A 20,018-nucleotide genomic window follows, 5' to 3' on the forward strand; every position below is an offset into this window, starting at 1 on the left:
TATTAATTGATTTCTTTATTAATTTATTAAGCTTCTGTGGTATTTCTAATTTTCGTCTGGTACATCACATTTGGCTTTGTACCTAAATATTCCAATAAATGATACATTCTATCATCTTCCTTCTTATCTCTAATCACAGCACCTTCATTGTTAATATCACCAAATGTCATAGCCCCCTTATCACAAGCTGCAGAACAAGCAGTTTGGAATTCACCATCTTCAACTTCACGTCCTTCACGTTTAGCATCAAGAATGGTCTTTTGAGTTTTCTGGATACACATAGAACACTTCTCCATAACCCCTCTAGAACGCACAGTTACATCAGGATTAATAACCATTCTACCAAGATCGTTGTTCATATGATAGTCAAACTCCTCATTTTCGGCATAGTTAAACCAGTTAAAACGGCGTACCTTATAAGGGCAGTTGTTTGCACAATATCTAGTACCCACACAACGGTTATAAATCATTTGATTTTGCCCCTGTCTTCCGTGAGAAGTTGCCGCAACAGGACATACAGTTTCACACGGAGCGTGATTACAGTGCTGGCACATTACAGGCTGGAATATCACCTGAGGATTATCTGCAGGCTCCTCCAACTCTCCAAATTCAGATAGCGAACTACCTAAACCAGATATATTCTCTTTCTTATCTAGATCGTCTATAAAACTATCTTCAGAAGAATAATACCTGTCAATACGCAACCAATGCATATCCCGGGAACGTCTAACTTCACTCTTCCCTACAACCGGAACATTATTCTCTGCATGACAGGCTATAACACACGCACCACAACCGGTACAAGCATTAAGATCTATCGAGAGATTAAAATGATGACCAACACTACGATCAAAACTATCCCACATGTCAACTTCAGGAGAAGTCACAGGCTTTTCAACGTGATCTAACGAAACCTGCGGAACAACATTCCATTCCTTTGCATCTTTCGTATTAAAAATCTCTAAAGTAGTTTCTTTAATAATATCTCCACGCCCCATTAAAGTACTATGAAGCTGAACACAAGCAAATTCATGAATTCCAGGAGCTTTCTCAATGCTTACAGATTGAACTGCGCTTAAGTTTTTATATAAAGAATAGGCATTTACACCTACCTGCATTTCCTTTTGTATTGCAGCTTTCTTTCCATAGCCAAGAGCAAGTCCTACCGAACCTTTAGCCTGACCAGGCTGAATCATCACAGGCACATTTTTAACTACAACACCGTCTAAAGTTACATTAGCGTAACTTCCATTTAAGCCACCATTAGCTACATTCTCATTCTCAAGCCCCATTGCATCTGCATCGGCTTTTGAAACAGTAAGGTAGTTATCCCAGGAAGCCCTTGTTAACGGATCTGGCATTTCTTGCAACCACGGGTTGTTGGCTTGCTGCCCATCACCCATAGAAGGCTTAGTGTAAAGCGTTAACTCCATTCCACTAGCCTCAGAATCACTAGAAAGCTCACTTACAGCTCTAGAAATATCTACAGATTCAGATTGCGAAACCCCTGCTTCAACAGGAGAATTAGCTTTAAAAACACCATCGTGCAACGCAGTATTCCAGGAAGAAATACTACCGCTCCAGGTTTCTTTTATATACTCGTGATAAGATTTATCATTTCCAGACCATTTTAACAAACAATCCTGAAACTGCCTTGTATCAAATAATGGTCTAATAGTAGGCTGCATCAAAGCAAAATCTGAAGCAGTATACTGAATATCCTGCCAACTCTCTAAATAATGAGGAGTTGCCGCCACAAATTTACAAAGCTCAGCGGTTTCATCAGGTTTCATACTAAAAGCTAAAGAAACATCCACACCAGCTAATGCCTCAGTGAATTCCTTAGCGTTCGGCAAAGAATAAGCCGGGTTTACACCCGCCATCAATACCGCTCCAAAAGCACCAGACTTCATATCTTCAACTGCCTGCATCACCTCTTCAGCATCACCCTGACGAATCATACGAGGATTATCAGTATGCATCACACGACTTCCAAGCGCCTCGTTAATAGCCAGCACTATAGCCTGAGCATTCACATCTGGAATACCAGAAACAACCACAGCCCCACTTCCAGCTTTTCTCAATTGACTGGCTGCTTTCACAACAGCATCATCTATTTCGGCCGGTAAATTACTGGTAGAAGAACTTCCAGAAACATAGCCATATAAAGCCGCCAACACAGCTTTTTGCTGCGAAGGGGTAACAGGGTAACGCTTATCAGCATTCGCACCTGTTAAACTCATATTAGATTCAAATTGGATATGCCTTGACATCTTACCCTTCTCAGGAATACGCCCTTTTGCATATCCAGCATCATAACCACCCCCCTGCCAATCACCAAGGAAATCAGCACCAATAGAAACAATGGTTTCCGCTTTAGAAAAATCATAATTCGGTAATGCACGCATCCCAAATTTGGCCTGATAAGCATTCAAAGCATCACTTTCAGAAACAGTATCATAAACTACATGACGTACATTAGGATACTTTTCCGAAAATTCATTAATCAATTTTGTAGTTGAAGGACTTGCAAAAGTTTGAGTTAACAACAAGATATCTCCAGAAACACTATCAAGAGCAGATCCGACCTGGCGATCAAACTCCTCCCAAGACACATTCTTCCCTTCAATCATTGGGCGTCTAACCCTATTAGAATCATACATTGACAATACCGAAGCCTGTACACGAGCATTCACCCCTCCTTTAGCTTTCGACAAGTCATTATTTTCAATTTTTATAGGCCTACCTTCCCTTGTTTTTACTAACACACTCGCAAAATCAAAACCATCTGCAATTGTAGAGGCATAGTAATTAGCAACCCCGGGAACAATACGCTCCGGCTGCACAACGTAAGGTATAGATTTAATAACAGGCCCTTCACATGCAGCCAGTGAAGCTGCTGCCGTACTAAACCCAACATATTTCAAGAAATCCCTTCGTGAGGTTTTTGAACTCTCAAGCGAATCTTTATCCCCAAGGAATTCATTAACCGGAATTTCTTCAGCAAATTCTTTTTGTTGGAGCGTCTCAACAACAGAGCTGTTTTCATTTAGCTCTTCAACACTTTTCCAGTATTTTTTGTTTGATGACATATATATCTAGATATTAACTTCTTTATTAACCCCGAACAACCGGGAAAAAATTTTTAGTAATGGCATTTAGCACATTCAAGACCTCCCATTTGAGCAACAGTAAGTTCTTCTACACCGTATTTCTTAGATAACTCTTCGTGAATTTTCTCGTAATACTCATTACCCTCCATCCTAACTTTGGTATCACGATGACACTCTATACACCAACCCATAGTTAGCGGCGCATCCTGATAAACCACTTCCATCTCCTCGATAGGACCGTGACATTTTTGACATTGTATTCCACCAACAGTCACGTGTTGTGAGTGATTAAAGTAAGCAAAGTCTGGCAAATTATGAATTCTAACCCATTTCACAGGCTTTTCTTCCCCTGTATAATCTTGCTCGGCAGGATCCCAACCAACAGCATCATACAACTTAGCTATCTCACCATCATAAAACTCCTTTGAATACTCAGCAGTAGCAGTCTCCGGAGAAACCTCTGAGATAGTCACATGGCAATTCATACACACATTTAAAGATGGGATTCCAGCATTTTTAGAGGTTCTAGCCGATGAATGACAATACTTACAATCAATCTGGTTATCCCCAGCATGTATCTTATGGGAATAATGAATAGGCTGAATTGGCTGATACCCCTGATCTATTCCAACCTGCATAAAGAAACCATAAGCAAACCATCCAATTACCAGCAAGCCAAAAACAGCACTCACCAGAACCAGAAATTGGTTCTCAACAAAAGACTTCCAAATTGGCTTCCCTTTTGTTTTTTCTGGAATCACAACCCCACTTGCCTGAGCAAAGTTCCTTAGCGTCTTGTTCACCAAAAACAACACAGTAAGCAACATTATCAAAACAAAAACCAGGATACCTAAAATAACATCTACCGAAACACCACCACCTGAAGACTGCCCTCCAGCACTTTCAGCACCAGCCTGCGCAGCTTTAGGCTCCGGCTTAGGCTGCTCTACATAAGCAAGTATATCATCAATATCTGCATCTGACAGTTGAGGGAACGCCGGCATAGCCGTTTGATTATACTCTTCGTATATCGCAACAGCCTCATCATCTCCAGAAGCGATTAACTCCTGACTGTTCTTAATCCACCGGTACAACCAATCCATATCCCTCTTTTCGGTAATCCCATGAAGGGCCGGACCAATAGAAGCAGAGTAAGGCTTGTGACATGCTGCACAAAGTGAATTAAACAGGGATTTCCCATTCGCGGGATCCCCAAGGTCTGACATAGCAGACGAATCTCCTGAAGATTCATCAGTTTGCTCCTGGCCTTCAGAAGAAGCGTCTTGTGCAGCTTCCTCCTGTGCAATTCCCAAAACACTGAATGAGATAAAAAATGCTACACTTAAGAGCAATAGTCGCGAAGTTGAATGGCGGTATTTCACCTTTTTCATATTATAAGTTGAATTAACGTCTTAACTTTGGTACGATTTTTAAAGGCTCAAGCCTTAATAATATTAACATTTCGCACCTTTAAATTCGGCAACAAAAGTAATACTTAAAGTCGATTTTAGGAATGTTACATAAGTGTTAATCGGTAATTTATACTAGTTCTAAATAATAAAACACATCTTGTTTAAGTTATTAAATTATACTTTTGCCATAAATAAATAACTATGAGAAAATTAAGCTTAAACAAACTTCTATTAAGTTGTTTTGTCTCAGGCATTTCTTTGCTAAATTTAACAGCACAAGAGGGCCAGGTGAATATTACTGAAGACAACAAAATAACTAAACTCTTAGAGTTAAAATCTGAAATGAGCAGTGATAATGAAATTGGAGACCGCTATAAAATCCAACTTTTCTATGGCAATAATGGCGAAGCTAATGAAGTGATTAAAGAGTATCGCAGCAAATTTGAATATCCTTCTATTATAGCCTATGAAGCCCCCAACTACAAAGTATGGGTTGGAAATTTCAGAAACAGGCTGGAGGCAGACAGGGCCCTTTTAAAGATAAAAGAAAATTTTCCCTCTGCATTTATACCAAAACCCAGACGAAAATAAGCCAACAAGAAAGGCTTCAACAAAACCAGCTATAAAAAAAGCGGCTCACAGCCGCTTTTTTTATTAAAGATTAAAACCAAGTTTATCTCAGTTTCTTTTTAACCTCTACTTCTCGGAAGGATTCTACTACATCTCCTTCTTTAATATCATTGTAATTCTTAATCTGAAGACCGCAATCATATCCTTTAGAAACTTCTTTCACATCATCCTTAAAGCGCTTCAAAGAAGCAAGCTCCCCGGTATAAATAACAACACCATCTCTAATTAAGCGTACACCAGAGTTTCTATAGATTTTCCCTGAAGTAACCATACATCCTGCGATGGTTCCAACCTTAGAAATTTTAAAAGTCTCTCTAATCTCTGCCGTACCCGTAATCTCTTCTTTCAGCTCTGGAGAAAGCATTCCTTCCATCGCATCTTTTAGATCATTAATAGCATCGTATATAATAGAATAAGTTCTGATATCAATTTCTTCCTTATCAGCTACCTGCCTTGCGTTTCCGGCAGGACGAACATTAAACCCAATGATTACCGCATCTGATGCCGAAGCAAGTAACACATCACTTTCTGTGATAGCCCCAACTCCCTTATGGATTATATTCACCTGAATTTCTTCAGTAGACAATTTAAGGAAACTATCGGTTAAAGCTTCTACAGAACCATCAACATCACCTTTAAGGATAATATTAAGCTCTTTAAAGTCACCTAAAGCAATTCTACGTCCAATTTCATCAAGTGTAATGTGACGCTGAGTCCTAACAGTTTGCTCACGCTGCAACTGAGTTCGTTTAGCTGCGATATCCTTAGCCTCACGCTCATCTGTCATCACCTTAAACTTATCTCCTGCCTGAGGCGCACCATCCAGACCCAAAATAGAGACTGGTGTTGAAGGTCCTGCCTCCTTCACCTCATGACCACGCTCATCGTGCATAGCTTTCACCTTACCGCTGTGGCGACCTGCCAATACATAATCTCCAATTTTTAGAGTACCTGCCTGCACAAGAATAGTAGCTACATATCCCCTTCCTTTATCAAGGAAGGCTTCCACTACAGTACCAGTGGCTATTTTATTAGGGTTAGCTTTTAATTCAAGGATCTCAGACTCCAATAGAACCTTCTCCAAAAGATCTTCAACCCCCATTCCTGTTTTAGCTGATATATCGTGAGACTGAACTTTACCACCCCAATCTTCCACGAGCAAGTTCATACTTGCCAGCTTTTCTTTAATCTTTTCTGGATTCGCCGTAGGCAAATCGGCCTTATTAATTGCAAAAACAATAGGAACACCTGCAGCCTGGGCATGTGAAATAGCCTCTTTGGTTTGCGGCATCACATCATCATCGGCAGCAATAACAATAATTGCTATATCAGTTACCTGAGCTCCACGCGCACGCATTGCCGTAAAGGCTTCGTGCCCCGGAGTATCCAGGAAAGTCATTTTTTGACCATTCTTAAGCTTTACACCATAAGCTCCAATATGCTGTGTTATACCACCGCTTTCCCCTGCAATAACATTTTCTTTACGAATATGATCTAACAAAGATGTCTTACCGTGGTCTACGTGCCCCATTACAGTAACAATTGGCGCCCTAGTTTCAAGATCTTCGGGGTTCTCAGGAACCTCTTCTACAACCTCATCAATATCTGCTGTTACAAAGTCAACTTCATAACCAAATTCATCTGCCACAATAGAAAGGGTCTCAGCATCTAAACGCTGATTCATCGTTACCATCATTCCAAGAGACATACAAGCCGAAATTACTTTCGTTACCGGCACATCCATCATCGTAGCAACTTCACTAACGGTTACAAATTCTGTAACCTTTAAAGTTTTACTATCTGTCTCCTGCTGAGCAAGATCATCTTCTGAACGTTGACGGTGTTGATCCCTTTTATCTCTTCTATATTTAGCTCCCTTACCCTTACCGGATTTACCCTGAAGTTTTTCAAGGGTCTCACGAACCTGCTTTTGCACTTCTTCTTCGCTAGGCTCTTCTTTAGCAATAGGTTTAGATCTTTTCCTTGGATTTTTCTTACCTCCCTGGTGAGCCCCTCCGGGCTTCACATCTTTACTAATTCTACGCCTACGTTTCTTGCGCTTATCTTTTTCCTTTTTATCCTCGGCAGCCTTCTTGTCATCTTTTTTCTTTTCCGGCTTTTTAAATTGAGAAAGGTCAATTTTCTTCCCGGTAAAATTAGGCCCATCAAGCTTAGTGTAATTGGTCTTATGAGTGGTAGACTCAACCTCTTTTACTTCTTCCTTTTCAGAAGATCCGGCTTCGGTCTTCCCAGGCGCCTGAGGCTTTTGCTCTTCTTTAGGAGAGGTTTCTTCTTTTGGTTTTACAGCATCAGACTTATCTTTCCTGACTTCTGCTTTCTTAACTTCAGGGGTTTTGGCTTCAGGCTTCTTGGCTTCCTTGGGCTGTTCAGGCTGCACTGGCTTTGGCTTTTCTTCTTCTTTTTTAGCTTTTGGCTTTGGCTTAGGCTCCAAGTCAATCTTGCCTACTTTTTTCGGACCAGCCAATTTTGTTCTTGAAGAAACTTCTGTTTCTTCTTTACGCCGCTCATCTTCTTTCTTCTCCTCGGCCTTGCGCTTTTCTTCAAGCTCTTTTTCTCTTGCTAAACGCAATTCTTCCTTCTCCTTTCTCTTTTCTTCACCCACCTCTTTAGACTCAACTTTCTTGGATTTGTCGGTCTCAAATTCATCAGAAAGCACCTGATAAACTTCGGATGAGATTTTAGTAGTAGGACGTGCTTCTATATCGTGACCTTTAGAATTTAAAAATTCTACAGCCCGGTCTAACGAAATATTGAATTCACGTAATACTTTGTTTAGTCGCATTGTTTTTGCTTCAGCCATAAATTGCCCTCTAAATTAACCTCTTTTAATTATTTATATTCTAATGAATATTTTACTACTCCTCAAATTCTTCTCTTAAAACCTTCACCACTTCACGAATGGTTTCTTCTTCTAAGTCGGTAAGCCTAATAAGGTCTTCCAATTCCTGTTCCAAAACACTTTTCGCAGTGTCCAGTCCAACTCTTGAAAACTCCTTAATCACCCAACTTTCAATTTCATCAGAGAATTCTTTTAACTCTACATCTTCTTCAACTCCTTCTCTGAAAACATCTATTTCATAACCGGTTAGCTGCCCGGCCAATCTAATATTATGCCCTCCACGACCAATAGCTTTAGACACCTCTTCAGGCTTAAGCATTACCTCAGCGGTTTTATTTTCTTCATCTAGTTTAATAGATGTTATTTTCGCAGGACTTAAAGCCCTGGTAATATACAATTGGTCATTATTGGTGAAATTAATCACATCTATATTCTCATTCCCCAGTTCACGCACAATACTATGAATTCTAGATCCTTTCATCCCTACACAAGCTCCAACCGGATCTATTCTATCATCATAAGTATCTACCGCTACTTTTGCCTTTTCACCAGGGACACGAACTACATTCTGTATAGTGATTAAGCCATCAAATACCTCAGGGATTTCCTGTTCAAACAATTTCTCAAGAAAAACCGGAGCGGTACGCGAAAGTATAATGGTTGGCTTATTTCCTTTAAGCTCAACGCTTTCTATTATTCCTTTAACATTATCTCCTTTTCTGAAAAAATCTGAAGGAATTTGCCGGTCTTTTGGTAAAACAATCTCATTCCCCTCGTCGTCTAACAAGATAATCGCCCTATGCCTAATATGGTGAACCTCTGCAGTGTATATCTCACCTTCAAGCTCTTTAAAATGCTTAAAAATATTAGTGTTATCATGTTCGTGAATTTTAGAAATAAGGTTTTGCCTTAAAGCTAAAATAGCACGACGCCCTAAATCTACAAGTTTCACTTCTTCTGAAACGTCCTCTCCAACTTCAAAATCAGGCTCAATTTTCCTGGCCTCGGTAAGAGAAATTTCCTGATTAGGATCCTCTACCTCTCCATCGGCAACCACAACCCTATTTCTCCAAATCTCGAGATCTCCTTTATCTGGGTTTACAATAATATCAAAATTATCGTCTTCACCATACTTTTTCTTCAACGCACTTCTAAACACATCTTCAAGGATGGCCATAAGCGTTACACGATCTATCAATTTGTCATCCTTAAACTCCGAAAATGACTCAATCAAGGCGATATTTTCCATATCAATTTTGAGGTTAAAATGTTATCATGACTTTAGCACTGGTAATTTCAGAATAAGGCAAAACCAACTCTTTTTGAACGGTATGTTTTCCTTTTCCTACAGGTTTTGGCTCTCTGGCTTTCCAGTTAAGCTTAATCCCATTCTGATCTACTTCAGTTAAAGTCGCTTCAATTTTTTCGTTATTGGTAGTCACCTCTAGCTTTCTGCCAAGGTTTTTCCGATACTGCCGCTCCAGGTGTAAAGGCTCAGAAACTCCCGCCGAGCTAACTTCCAAAGAAAAATCTTCTTCATCCCTGTCTAGATTATGCTCAACCTTTCGGCTTACTGCTATACAATCGTTAACAGAAACGCCATTATCACCATCTATCACTACAGAAATCTTGTTGTCTTTAGAGACATTAAGGTCTATTAAAAATAATGAATTATTTTCCTGAAAAGCTTCCTTCAACAAATTTTCTACTTTATCCTGCAACATAGCTTATAAAAAGAGGGGACTTTATGTCCCCTCGCTGTACTTTTTTAGTTTCAACGCTGCAAATATAATAATAATTTCAGAGAAAGAAAACCAGACTTTAAATGAAATTTTATTCTTAACTTTAATAAAGCAATCATTTTTAATCTCTTAGAAACATTTATGAAAAAGATCCTCGTTCCAACCGACTTCTCGGATACCGCTGAATATGCCTTAAAAATTGCCGCTCAATTGGCAAAAAAGCACCATAGTGAAATCTATCTTTTACATATGCTAGAGCTACCTATGCAGCTTATAGACCCTGTAGGTAGCGGCAATAACCAAAATTTACCGGAATCGTTGTTTTTTATGAAGTTAGCCCACCAACGGTTTGCCAAGCTAATGGCCAAACCTTTTTTAAAAGATATAAAAGTTCACGAAACGGTAATGTTTCACCAGGCTTTTGATGGTATTATGGAAGTAAGCGAAGAATACAAGTGTGATATTATTATAATGGGTTCCCACGGCGCAAGCGGATTTAAAGAAATGTTTATTGGGAGCAATACAGAAAAGGTGGTTCGCTCTTCTAAAATCCCTGTTCTTGTTATAAAAAACGAACACGAAAAGTTTGAAATACAAAACTTTATTTTTGCTACCGATGCAGACACTTACAGCCGAAGCACCCTGGAAGCCGCTTACGATTTTGCAATATTGGCCGAAGCTAAATTTCACATACTTTTTATAAACACTCCTAATAATTTTATTACAAGTAACGAAGTTAGGAAGCGAATAGAAAACTTCGTTTCAGGCACCAGGGTAAAGGACTACAAAATACATATTTACAACGATATAAGTGTAGAGAAAGGAATCCTAAATTTTGCTTTAAAAAAACCAAAAACCTTAATTGGAATTGGCACTCATGGCCGCAAAGGTTTGGCCCATTTTTTTAATGGCAGCATTAGCGAAGATTTGGTAAATCACGCAAACATGCCAGTGCTAACTCTCAAAATTTAGATAAAAGATTTTAAAGCACCATTTCTAATATTTTTCCACAAATAATTCCAAAAAGACCTGGTTTGATCCCGTTGGGTTTTAATATCTCTCTGCTCTTTCTCTGCTGAAGTAGCCTTGTTATTAACAATTAGGTTTGCTAAAGCAGAAAGGAGCTTATTTTTTTCTTTTCCGTCTTCCCGAAGCACCTCAACTTTAAAATCGTTGTAAATCAATTTCATATCACCTGTGGCACTTTTATTATCTCCCACGAAATTAAATCGCATATTTTTAATTCCCCCCTGCGCCTTTACGTTTAAAGCCGGCTGTAAAAATTTATTAATCCCTTCACTTGAGATATTATCTAACTGCCCAGAAATTGCAAATGCATCTACAGCACTGGAAATATCAAAATTCCAGTTTACAGTAAGATTAGCCTCCCCCATAAATTGAGTTTTCACATCAATAACTGTTTCAGGAAAATCATTTGCATCCATCCCCATATTGGTAATATTATAAATACTGGCATCTAAATTTTTAAAACTAACCTTGCCAGCACCCCTTTTTGCCTTTACCAATTCTTCATAACCTACATTCAAATTCCGCACTTTAACAGTATCAAGTTTTAATTTAAAAGGCAACTCCCTAATCATTTTACTATACATAGGTTTTCGCCGGGTATCATCCTCTATTCGTTTATCGCGATAAATTTTTATATCGCTATCTTCTATTACAAGTTTATCACTAAGAAAGCTTAGAGAATCATTTTTAAGGTTCCAGTTAAAAGAATGAAAAGTAAATTCATTCAAAATTAAATTGAACCTATCCTTCTCATACGGAATTTGCTGTTGAAATTCCTGCTTACTATATAGAGGCTTAATCCTTAATTTACCAAAATTAAGCGAGTCTCCCTGCATTTCTATTTTCTCCACAAAAAGGTCATGTTCTTCATTAAGATTAAAGAATAAACTATCTGAGACCAACTGAAGGGATTCATAATCAAAAGGAAGCCCCGTTTTTAAAGATTTTCTATCTACGCTCACACCACTCATTTCAAGTGATGGGATGCGAGAAAAAAACTGCTCCTTAAGCGAATTTTCCTTAGTCATTTTAAAGCTACCATCAACAATCTTCAGGGATTTAATAAGCAATTGCTGTTTTACCGAACGCCCTTCCTCCAAACTATCTTCTTCCTTCCCGCTAATTGCGTCTGTAAAAATTGTTACTTCGGGCTTAATAATTTCTAAGCTAGTAACTTCTACATTTTTATTGCTTAGGTACTCCAGAATATCTACGCCCTCTATTCGCACCTCCCTGGCAGTAATTATTACTTCTTCATCGCGATAAACCGCCTTGTTTAAGGAAACACTTCTACTCAGCATACTCGCATTCAAGTCCTTATAATTAAAGGTAGCTTTTTTAAGACTTTCTTCTAGTGATGTTTTTATTTTATGCTCTATAAATAAATTACCTCCAATAATAATGGCCAGGAACATTAAAAGAACACTACTAACACCAAGAACTATTTTAAACCTTTTCTTCAAATTATCATTTTTTTATAATTGAAATTTACAATTTCAAAACACGCAGCGTCCCTGTTTAAGAGTTTTTAACTTAAAAATTTAACCCCAAAGTTTTCTTTGCGTTAAATTTTAGTAAAAGGCCATAAACATCAAATTTTCAATGGTTTTTGATTGTATATTTGCTCTTCAATCCAGTAAAACTCATGATTTTAAAACTAAGCATCAAAGTAATATTTATAGCCGTAGAAATATTTCTGGCGGTGTACAGCTTTACGCTTAGCGATAGTCTGCTTATTAAATTTTTATTTTTTGCAGTAACAGCAGTAATTATAGCTTTTTCTCTAACTAAAATAACTAATAAATTACTCCCTTTGGATAAGGATTATATTTCTTCTGAAGAAAAAAATAATTAGAGCATTTCGGTTATTGCCGATTAAAAAGTTTTCAAATAAATTAGTTGTTTTTCAGGCCAATCCCATTGCTACGAACATAAAGCTTTTGCTGAATTAGAATCTAAAGCCTGGAATTAGAATACAAATTTTAAAATCTTTCTAAACAGCTCCTTTTCATTATATTCATTTTTATGAAGCTAATTTGTATTTCAGACACCCATAACAAACACGAACAAATTTCAATTCCCGATGGCGATATATTAATTCACGCAGGAGATATTACCGAAGGTGGTACCGAAAGAGAGGTTCGTAACTTTCTGGAATGGTTTGCTTCCCAACCACATAAACATAAAATATTTATAGCTGGAAATCACGACTTTTATTTTGAAAAAGCCTCAGATAAGGAAATTAAAGAAATCATACCAAAAAATGTATCTTATTTAAATGATAATACCGTAAGTATTAACAACATTAAATTTTGGGGCTCACCCATAACTCCCGGAGACGGCACCTGGGCTTTTAATAATAAACAAACGCAGAGTATAAACAAACATTGGGAACAAATTCCAGAAGACACTCAAATTCTCATCACCCACACTCCCCCCTACAAGATTAAGGATATTTTAAAGAATGGGCAGCATGCGGGTTGCGCCTCTCTTTTAAAAATCCTGCAAAAACGCCAAATAAAGATTCATATTTTTGGACATGTTCACGATTCTTACGGTGTCACTTCTATTACAGGAACCAAATTCATTAATGCATCTTGCCTGGACAATAAGGACAGGCATCTACATAAACCTATAGATATCTTAATTTAAGCAAACTACCTTGAACATTCGTTACAAACAATGTTTAATTTCGAGGTTAGCCTTGGGTTATTACACCCCCTTTTCGCTGCCAAGAAACACAAAAACTTCTTTTAATCGCTATAGAGAAAGATCTTCAATTCATATGTAAGGCAATTCTTTCATTTGAAACTATTTAAGGTTTAATTAAAAGTAAAAAACCTACTTTAGTCGTTAAATATTTGCTAATCACAGGATTATTAAATGTTTTTTAACAGAGATAAAGAAATCTAAGTGTAATTTAGCCAACGCTAACACCTATAATACCAATAACTATGAAATTAAATCCTAATCCTGATACAACTCTAGATGATTTTAAGAGCTTAATTTCCCATAGTATCTTTCACCTTAAATCAGAAAAAAATTCAAATTACACAATATTGCACCGTGCCATTATTAAAAAATATTTTGACGCCAAAAATGTTCAAATTAATTATAAAAAGCACACGGTAGATTTACAGATACCTGTAGGAAAAAGAAAATATACAGGAATTACTTTCGAATGCCAGGATTTAGAACGTTTTCTAAAATCCTGCCTAAAGAAAGATAAGAAAAGTATTCTATTTTATCAGGAGGCATTAAGTCATTACAACATATACCGGGCAGCTTAGCATTATAAGCTCCCACACCCCATAAGCCGTCTAAAACGTGTATACCTGTCAAACTGAACCGAATTCAGGATGACAATTATAAAATCTTTTAGACGGCTTTTTTATTCGGTTATTATTAGCCACATAGCTTAGGCCTGTCTCACATAAATTGGTTAATTTTGAACTTTTTCAGTAAAAAGCCACAATTCAAACACTTTTGCAGCGTTAATCAGATATTATGAGCAAAAATCAACAACCTACAGATCATAAGAAGTACTTCATTTTTGAAAAAAAGAATTATAAATTTATGTTTATTGGGCTAGCAGTTATTAGCCTGGGGTTTATATTAATGGCAGGTGGCGGTAGCGAAGACCCCAATACCTTTAACCCCGATATCTATAACTTTCAACGCATTAGATTGGCACCAGCCTTAGTGCTTCTTGGCTTCGCCATAGAAGTATATGCAATTCTTTTAAATCCAAAAAAATAATACATTGAACGAATTAGACGCTGCCATTCTTGGAGTCATCCAGGGGCTAACCGAATTTTTACCTGTTTCCTCAAGCGGGCACCTGGAGCTCGGTAAAGCATTGTTAGGCGATAATAGCATACCTAGCGAATCTCTACTATTTACTGTAATTCTCCACGCCGCAACTGCTTTGAGTACTATAGTGGTATTTAGAAAAGATGTGATGGAAATTTTAAGGGGATTTCTAAAATTTAAATGGAACGAAGAGTTTCAGTTTTCGCTCAAAATTGTACTTTCTATGATTCCCGCAGCCCTGGTTGGACTTTTCTTTGAGGAGCAATTAGAAGGTTTATTTGGCGGAAATATAATTTTTGTTGGTTTCATGCTTATCGTTACGGCACTCCTACTATGGCTGGCAGACAAAGCCAAAAACACCAACAAACCGGTAAGCTACAATAATGCCTTTGTTATTGGTGTAGCCCAGGCCATTGCAATTTTACCCGGTATATCCAGAAGTGGTGCTACCATCTCCACATCGGTGCTATTAGGTAACGATAAAACCAAAGCCGCAAGATTTTCTTTTTTAATGGTGGTACCATTAATATTAGGTAAAATTGCCAAAGACCTTCTAGACGGTAATTTAATGGAAAGCACTACCTCTTTTCCGGTACTCGCAATAGGTTTTGCAACTTCATTTATAGCAGGACTTGCAGCTTGCACGTGGATGATTAGCATTGTAAGAAAAAGCAAACTTTCCTATTTTGCGATTTATTGTTTTATAGCAGGAATTGTTTCTATAGCCGTTGCATATTATAATTAGAAACCTCAAACAGCCTTTATGACTACCGCAAGTAAAAAATTTACTCCCGATGATTTTAAGAACGGCCAGATTCTCGTTTTTAATAAACCCCTGGAGTGGACTTCCTTTCAACTGGTAAATAAAGTACGTTGGTTAATTAGAAAAAGCTTCGACATAAAAAAAATTAAGGTAGGTCACGCCGGCACTTTAGACCCCCTGGCAGATGGGGTTTTGGTAATATGTACCGGAAAATTTACAAAAAAAATTCCCGAATTACAGGGAACCGAAAAGGAATATACCGGCACTTTTACCCTGGGAGCCACCACGCCATCTTTTGATATGGAAACCGAAGTTGACAAAACTTTTGAAACCAAGCATATTTCTAAAGAAAACATAGAAGCGGCTGCTCTCCAGCTAACCGGCGAAATTGAACAGGTACCTCCTGTTTTTTCAGCTTTAAAAAAAGATGGAAAACGCCTTTACGAATATGCCAGAAAGGGAGAAGAAGTTAAGGTTAATAGCCGACCTGTCACAATAAAAGAATTTGAGGTTGATGCCTCAAGGTTCCCTCAAGTAGATTTCAGGATAGTTTGCAGCAAAGGCACTTATATAAGAAGCATAGCAAACGATTTTGGCAAGGCACTTCATTCCGGTGCTTATCTTTCGGCATTAAAAAGGACCCGGGTTGGAGAGTTCAACATAAAAAGTGCTTTAGACCTTGAGTCTTTTGAAAAATTATTACCTTCAGCATAAAATAAACCAACTCAGGTTTTGTTTTATAGCAATGGGTTTTTTTGAAAAACATAAAGCACTTATTCTTACCCTACTTTTTTGTTCGGTTCTAATCCTTGGACTTTATAATTTCAACCTCTCTCAAAAGAAAGATTTTGAACAACAAATGTTAGTAGACCTGGAAGAATATATTAAAGCCAAAGAACCTAAAGAAGAAAGCCCAAAAGAAGATCCCGAGCCAAAAACCAACCAGAAATCACCAGAAACTCATAGAGCTTTTAACGAAAATCAAAAGGCTAGAGAAGAAAATTTTAACCGGGAACTGGACAAGATTTTAGAGAAAAACAGCCGCAACCAGGAAGAAAGTTCAGAAAAAGAATCTTCATCCAACACAGAAGGAAGCATAGCTACCGGAGAAAAAAAGGAAAACAAAAAACGATCAGACGGGGATGATTCTTCCAGAAACATTTCAAGCCAATCGGGAAGTTTAAGAAATAGTTCTATCTCGTTTTCCCTTCGTGGTCGAAACGCGATTTCTATTCCAAACCCTATATATACCTGCGATACCCCTGGGAAAATTGTAGTAAATATCACTGTAAATACCCAGGGAAGGGTAACCAGCACTGCTATAAACAAAGCAAGTTCTAGCTCAAACAATGAATGCTTAACCGAAAAGGCATTATCCTATGCTAAAAATGCTGTATTTTCGAAGTTAGCGGGCCGAAATGCACAACCCGGCACAATCACCTATAATTTTAAACCCTAATAATGAAAAAACTAAACCGCTGCGGATGGTGTGAAGGCGATGCTCTTTATGAAGCATATCACGATGAGGAATGGGGCGTACCCATATATGACGATGCTACTATTTTTGAATTTCTTATACTCGAAACCTTTCAGGCCGGTTTAAGTTGGATTACCATTTTACGAAAACGCCAAAATTTCAGGAAGGCATTTGATGATTTTGATTATAAAAAAATTGCAAACTATTCCGAAGAAAAAATTCAGGAATTACTTCAAAACCCTGGAATTATACGGAATAAACTAAAGATTAGGGCTACCGTAACCAATGCTAAGGCTTTTATAGAAGTTAAAAAAGAATACGGAAGTTTCAGCAAGTATATTTGGGGGTTTGTTAATGAAAAACCTATTCAGAATACACTAGAAAATTACAAAGAAGCCCCCGCAACTACCCAAATTAGTGATAAATTAAGTAAAGATCTAAAAAAGAAGGGGTTTAAGTTTACAGGACCTACAGTAATATATGCACATATGCAGGCTACGGGAATGGTGAACGATCACGAAACCTCTTGTTTTAGGCATTCAGAGGTAAAAAAACTGGGAAAATGACTCTATATCTTTATCACTCTTATCTCAATTCGTTGGTAACAGTATAGCTATAGTCTACTAAAACAATTTCTCCTGAACCATCTGGGTAAACCGCTTCTTCATATTCTTCATCAATTTCCTGAATATCTTCAAACTCTTCCACACAGGTTCCACCTGCTACAATTACGGGGCAGTGAGCATCTTCCCCATACTCAAGAATACTCCAGGTCATTTCATCTTCCTGCCCTTTATAAGCTAAATTTACCCGAGAATAACCTTCCACATCAAAAGAAGAATTATTAGTATGCGTAACCCTATAACTTAAGGTTATTGTACCTTCGTATTCATCTCTTTTATACTCAAAATAATCTAATTCAGATATAATATTAACCTGTTCAGGTTCTTTAGGCTCATTATTAGAAGGTTCACAGGCCAATATTGTTATTAGAAATAGGCAGCCAAATATTTTTTTCATTTAGATATCTTTTTATCTATAAATTTATGAAGAAAAACCTAAATAGCTAAGAAATTCATCTCGCGGAATTTCTTCGGCACCCAGGCTTTCTAAATGCCTTGTATAAACCTGGCAGTCTATAAGTTTTACTCCCTCTTCTTTTAACTTATTAACCAATGTAATAAAGCCGTATTTAGAGGCATTGCTCACCCTGGTAAACATACTTTCACCACAAAACACATTTTTATCTTTCAGGTAAATCCCATAAAGACCGCCAACTAAATCCCCGTTCTCCCAAACTTCTACAGATTGCGCTATATTAAGTTTGTGCAAACTGTTATAACTTGCTATCATCTCCCGGGTAATCCAGGTACCATGCTGACCATCACGCCTTATTTGAGCGCAGGCTTCTATTACCGCGTTAAAGTGTGTATTAAAGCTTACTGTAAACTTCTTTTTTCTAAGCAACTGTTTCATGCTTTTAGAGACTTTTAATTTTTCAGGAAAAAGCACCATTCTAGGATCCGGGCTCCACCACAGCAATGGCTGTGAGGCATCATACCAGGGAAAAATACCATGATTATATGCATAGATTAATCTTGAAATACTTAAATCTCCCCCAATAGCCAATAAGCCCTGTTCATCTGCTTCAGTAATGGGTGGAAATTTTTCGTTTGGCTCTAAATAATGCAATTAAATGGTTTTATAGGTTTGTGAGGAAATGTACAAAAAGAAAAAGCTTAGCCCTCTTAATAGGATGCTAAGCTTTTTATAATTGGAATTGTTCTGCTTTGATGTTAAACCTTAAAAAATAGAATCTTTTAAGATAACCTCATTAATTTTCTTTGAAGAAAATCTCTAGAATGGAAGATCGTCATAATCTTCTTCATTTAGATTATTTGCCGGTTCAAAATTATCTGGTGGTGGCACATTTTGCCCTCCGGTTGGCTGCTCTGCCTGTAAATTCTCTATTCTCCACCCCTGGATAGAATTAAAATATTTTGTTTCTCCTTGTGGGCTCACCCATTCTCTACCTCTTAAGTTAATTCCAATTTTTACAGGCTGCCCCACCTGAAAATTGTTAAGCAAGTCTGTCTTGTCCTGTACAAACTCCACCATAAGATGTTGCGGATATTGCTCCTCGGTAGTCACTACCACTTCTCTTTTTCTAAAACCGTTATTCCCAAAGGTTTTGGTTTCCCCTATCAATTTAATTTTACCTTGTACTTCCATCTTAATCTGTTTTTGCTAATAATAATTTCCAGGCAGCATCAACATTGTTCTTTTCTAAAAACAACTGTGCCTGTGTATGAATATCTTCTTTGTTGCTGGTTTTTACCAAATCTGCCAAATCTTTATTTTCGGCTATAAAACTGTCAATTTGCTTTTTTTGAGGAAGGGCTTCTACATTACCCAGTTTCCCTAAATCGTTCCCGGTTAGTATTTTACTTTCCCTAATTTCAGCCGGGATCGCATCTACTCCTATCCCGAGGCTTGAAAGTGGTTTTGGCACCTCGAACATTCCCGGGTTGGCACGGGTATACCAGTTACCACCCATTCTTGCTACGAGATCTATTTTATGCTGATCTATAAAACCATCTTCATCTAGAATGTGTTCATTAATATGCATTTTAAGAACCTCACAAATCACCAGGTTTCCGGCACCTCCTTCCTGGCCGGTCTCAATAACCTGCTTTACTTTACATTCAAATTGCACCGGAGACTCCGCTACTCGAAATGGCCGTACCAGCTCAGACTTCAACATTGAAAAGCCAGCTTTTTCAAATTCATTTACACCTTCAGCATACTCGGTACTTGAAAGGGACATTTGCTGAACAATATCATAATTCACAATATTGATCACCACCTCATCTATATCTTTTACATTGTTGTAAGTATGCTTTACCGTATTATCACGACCTCTTCTGGCAGGAGAAAAAATTAGCGTAGGTGGATTAGATCCAAAAACATTAAAAAAACTAAATGGCGATAGGTTAGGACGGCCTTGAGCATCTATAGTACTGGCAAAGGCAATGGGCCTTGGCCCAATAGCTCCCAGCAAATAACGATGAAGTTTTCCTGTACTAACCTCCTTAGGATCTATAGTAAACATACTTATTTTTTGGCAAAGGTAACGAAACCATTAGGGAATGAAAAGCCGGGTTATGCAATAAAATTCG

The 20,018-nt window shown here is 37.7% G+C and carries 20 protein-coding genes; 10 read left to right on the forward strand and 10 right to left on the reverse strand.

Annotated features, from left to right (window positions below; all coding sequences use genetic code 11):
* Positions 1–26: 26 nt before the first annotated feature.
* Together I6U50_RS04470 and I6U50_RS04475 are read right to left on the reverse strand one after the other, a co-directional pair.
* A complete protein-coding gene (locus I6U50_RS04470; protein ID WP_198637994.1) occupies positions 27–3,092 on the reverse strand; it encodes a TAT-variant-translocated molybdopterin oxidoreductase in 3,066 nt (1,021 codons plus the stop codon).
* Positions 3,093–3,145: 53 nt separating this feature from the next.
* On the reverse strand, positions 3,146–4,504 hold the full coding sequence (locus I6U50_RS04475; protein WP_198637995.1) for a cytochrome c3 family protein: 1,359 nt from the start codon (positions 4,502–4,504) through the stop codon (positions 3,146–3,148).
* Positions 4,505–4,726: 222 nt separating this feature from the next.
* Here I6U50_RS04475 and I6U50_RS04480 point away from each other — a divergent pair, with 222 nt between their 5' ends.
* Positions 4,727–5,116 (forward strand): SPOR domain-containing protein, encoded by a 390-nt coding sequence (locus tag I6U50_RS04480; protein WP_198628613.1) that lies wholly within the window; start codon positions 4,727–4,729, stop codon positions 5,114–5,116.
* Between the two features lie 82 nt (positions 5,117–5,198).
* Here I6U50_RS04480 and infB read toward each other — a convergent pair whose 3' ends face one another.
* From infB to rimP, 3 genes are read right to left on the reverse strand one after another with little or no spacing between them, the layout of a single operon-like run.
* A complete protein-coding gene (gene infB / locus I6U50_RS04485) occupies positions 5,199–7,976 on the reverse strand; it encodes a translation initiation factor IF-2 (protein WP_193711396.1) in 2,778 nt (925 codons plus the stop codon).
* Positions 7,977–8,031: 55 nt separating this feature from the next.
* Positions 8,032–9,264 (reverse strand): transcription termination factor NusA, encoded by a 1,233-nt coding sequence (nusA, locus tag I6U50_RS04490; RefSeq protein ID WP_198628615.1) that lies wholly within the window; start codon positions 9,262–9,264, stop codon positions 8,032–8,034.
* 13 nt (positions 9,265–9,277) lie between these two features.
* The gene (gene rimP / locus I6U50_RS04495; protein WP_193711398.1) at positions 9,278–9,739 is read right to left on the reverse strand and encodes a ribosome assembly cofactor RimP; all 462 of its coding nucleotides are present in this window, start codon (positions 9,737–9,739) and stop codon (positions 9,278–9,280) included.
* A 159-nt stretch (positions 9,740–9,898) separates the two neighbouring features.
* Here rimP and I6U50_RS04500 point away from each other — a divergent pair, with 159 nt between their 5' ends.
* Positions 9,899–10,729: a universal stress protein gene (locus tag I6U50_RS04500; protein ID WP_193711399.1), complete on the forward strand. Its 831-nt coding sequence runs from the start codon at positions 9,899–9,901 to the stop codon at positions 10,727–10,729.
* Here the strand turns inward: I6U50_RS04500 and I6U50_RS04505 are convergent.
* Positions 10,726–12,249 (reverse strand): AsmA family protein, encoded by a 1,524-nt coding sequence (locus I6U50_RS04505; protein WP_198637996.1) that lies wholly within the window; start codon positions 12,247–12,249, stop codon positions 10,726–10,728. The genes I6U50_RS04500 and I6U50_RS04505 overlap by 4 nt on opposite strands.
* Positions 12,250–12,431: 182 nt before the next feature.
* Here I6U50_RS04505 and I6U50_RS04510 point away from each other — a divergent pair, with 182 nt between their 5' ends.
* The 8 genes from I6U50_RS04510 (at position 12,432) to I6U50_RS04545 (ending at position 17,405) form a co-directional block, all read left to right on the forward strand.
* On the forward strand, positions 12,432–12,641 hold the full coding sequence (locus I6U50_RS04510; protein WP_193711401.1) for a hypothetical protein: 210 nt from the start codon (positions 12,432–12,434) through the stop codon (positions 12,639–12,641).
* Positions 12,642–12,811: 170 nt separating this feature from the next.
* Positions 12,812–13,438 (forward strand): metallophosphatase domain-containing protein, encoded by a 627-nt coding sequence (locus tag I6U50_RS04515; protein ID WP_198637997.1) that lies wholly within the window; start codon positions 12,812–12,814, stop codon positions 13,436–13,438.
* A gap of 302 nt (positions 13,439–13,740) precedes the next feature.
* Positions 13,741–14,076 (forward strand): hypothetical protein, encoded by a 336-nt coding sequence (locus I6U50_RS04520; RefSeq protein ID WP_193711403.1) that lies wholly within the window; start codon positions 13,741–13,743, stop codon positions 14,074–14,076.
* Positions 14,077–14,293: 217 nt separating this feature from the next.
* Positions 14,294–14,545 carry a DUF3098 domain-containing protein gene (locus I6U50_RS04525; protein ID WP_198637998.1) on the forward strand — a complete coding sequence of 84 codons (252 nt, stop codon included), beginning with the start codon at positions 14,294–14,296 and terminating at the stop codon, positions 14,543–14,545.
* A gap of 4 nt (positions 14,546–14,549) precedes the next feature.
* Positions 14,550–15,344, forward strand: coding sequence for an undecaprenyl-diphosphate phosphatase (locus I6U50_RS04530; protein ID WP_193711405.1), 795 nt, complete (start codon positions 14,550–14,552; stop codon positions 15,342–15,344).
* Between the two features lie 18 nt (positions 15,345–15,362).
* Positions 15,363–16,076 (forward strand): tRNA pseudouridine(55) synthase TruB, encoded by a 714-nt coding sequence (gene truB, locus I6U50_RS04535; protein WP_198637999.1) that lies wholly within the window; start codon positions 15,363–15,365, stop codon positions 16,074–16,076.
* 31 nt (positions 16,077–16,107) lie between these two features.
* Positions 16,108–16,821 carry an energy transducer TonB family protein gene (locus I6U50_RS04540; RefSeq protein WP_198638071.1) on the forward strand — a complete coding sequence of 238 codons (714 nt, stop codon included), beginning with the start codon at positions 16,108–16,110 and terminating at the stop codon, positions 16,819–16,821.
* Positions 16,822–16,823: 2 nt separating this feature from the next.
* The gene (locus tag I6U50_RS04545; RefSeq protein WP_193711408.1) at positions 16,824–17,405 is read left to right on the forward strand and encodes a DNA-3-methyladenine glycosylase I; all 582 of its coding nucleotides are present in this window, start codon (positions 16,824–16,826) and stop codon (positions 17,403–17,405) included.
* A 19-nt stretch (positions 17,406–17,424) separates the two neighbouring features.
* On the opposite strand, the gene I6U50_RS04550 is transcribed toward I6U50_RS04545, so the two are convergent.
* From I6U50_RS04550 to I6U50_RS04565, 4 genes are all read right to left on the reverse strand, one after another.
* Positions 17,425–17,859, reverse strand: coding sequence for a hypothetical protein (locus I6U50_RS04550; RefSeq protein WP_198628621.1), 435 nt, complete (start codon positions 17,857–17,859; stop codon positions 17,425–17,427).
* A 24-nt stretch (positions 17,860–17,883) separates the two neighbouring features.
* Complete coding sequence (gene aat, locus I6U50_RS04555; RefSeq protein ID WP_198638000.1) at positions 17,884–18,531, reverse strand: leucyl/phenylalanyl-tRNA--protein transferase; 648 nt, start codon at positions 18,529–18,531, stop codon at positions 17,884–17,886.
* Positions 18,532–18,696: 165 nt separating this feature from the next.
* Entirely contained in the window at positions 18,697–19,071 is a 375-nt protein-coding gene (locus tag I6U50_RS04560) for a DUF3127 domain-containing protein (protein ID WP_198638001.1), read from the reverse strand.
* 1 nt (position 19,072) lies between these two features.
* Positions 19,073–19,951: a flavin reductase family protein gene (locus I6U50_RS04565; protein ID WP_198638002.1), complete on the reverse strand. Its 879-nt coding sequence runs from the start codon at positions 19,949–19,951 to the stop codon at positions 19,073–19,075.
* Positions 19,952–20,018 lie beyond the last annotated feature (67 nt).

The sequence above is a fragment of the Salegentibacter maritimus genome, assembly GCF_016236975.1.
Taxonomy (GTDB): domain Bacteria; phylum Bacteroidota; class Bacteroidia; order Flavobacteriales; family Flavobacteriaceae; genus Salegentibacter; species Salegentibacter maritimus.

Excerpts from the sequence above, each read along its gene's own strand:
- I6U50_RS04540 (WP_198638071.1), top strand. The coding sequence starts at position 16,108 with ATGGGTTTTTTTGAAAAACATAAAGCACTTATTCTTACCCTACTTTTT.
- I6U50_RS04545 (WP_193711408.1), top strand. The coding sequence starts at position 16,824 with ATGAAAAAACTAAACCGCTGCGGATGGTGTGAAGGCGATGCTCTTTAT.
- I6U50_RS04550 (WP_198628621.1), bottom strand. The coding sequence starts at position 17,859 with ATGAAAAAAATATTTGGCTGCCTATTTCTAATAACAATATTGGCCTGT.
- I6U50_RS04515 (WP_198637997.1), top strand. The coding sequence starts at position 12,812 with ATGAAGCTAATTTGTATTTCAGACACCCATAACAAACACGAACAAATT.
- nusA (WP_198628615.1), bottom strand. The coding sequence starts at position 9,264 with ATGGAAAATATCGCCTTGATTGAGTCATTTTCGGAGTTTAAGGATGAC.
- I6U50_RS04525 (WP_198637998.1), top strand. The coding sequence starts at position 14,294 with ATGAGCAAAAATCAACAACCTACAGATCATAAGAAGTACTTCATTTTT.
- I6U50_RS04500 (WP_193711399.1), top strand. The coding sequence starts at position 9,899 with ATGAAAAAGATCCTCGTTCCAACCGACTTCTCGGATACCGCTGAATAT.
- I6U50_RS04520 (WP_193711403.1), top strand. The coding sequence starts at position 13,741 with ATGAAATTAAATCCTAATCCTGATACAACTCTAGATGATTTTAAGAGC.
- I6U50_RS04470 (WP_198637994.1), bottom strand. The coding sequence starts at position 3,092 with ATGTCATCAAACAAAAAATACTGGAAAAGTGTTGAAGAGCTAAATGAA.
- I6U50_RS04510 (WP_193711401.1), top strand. The coding sequence starts at position 12,432 with ATGATTTTAAAACTAAGCATCAAAGTAATATTTATAGCCGTAGAAATA.
- I6U50_RS04565 (WP_198638002.1), bottom strand. The coding sequence starts at position 19,951 with ATGTTTACTATAGATCCTAAGGAGGTTAGTACAGGAAAACTTCATCGT.
- I6U50_RS04480 (WP_198628613.1), top strand. The coding sequence starts at position 4,727 with ATGAGAAAATTAAGCTTAAACAAACTTCTATTAAGTTGTTTTGTCTCA.
- rimP (WP_193711398.1), bottom strand. The coding sequence starts at position 9,739 with ATGTTGCAGGATAAAGTAGAAAATTTGTTGAAGGAAGCTTTTCAGGAA.
- I6U50_RS04560 (WP_198638001.1), bottom strand. The coding sequence starts at position 19,071 with ATGGAAGTACAAGGTAAAATTAAATTGATAGGGGAAACCAAAACCTTT.
- truB (WP_198637999.1), top strand. The coding sequence starts at position 15,363 with ATGACTACCGCAAGTAAAAAATTTACTCCCGATGATTTTAAGAACGGC.
- I6U50_RS04475 (WP_198637995.1), bottom strand. The coding sequence starts at position 4,504 with ATGAAAAAGGTGAAATACCGCCATTCAACTTCGCGACTATTGCTCTTA.
- infB (WP_193711396.1), bottom strand. The coding sequence starts at position 7,976 with ATGGCTGAAGCAAAAACAATGCGACTAAACAAAGTATTACGTGAATTC.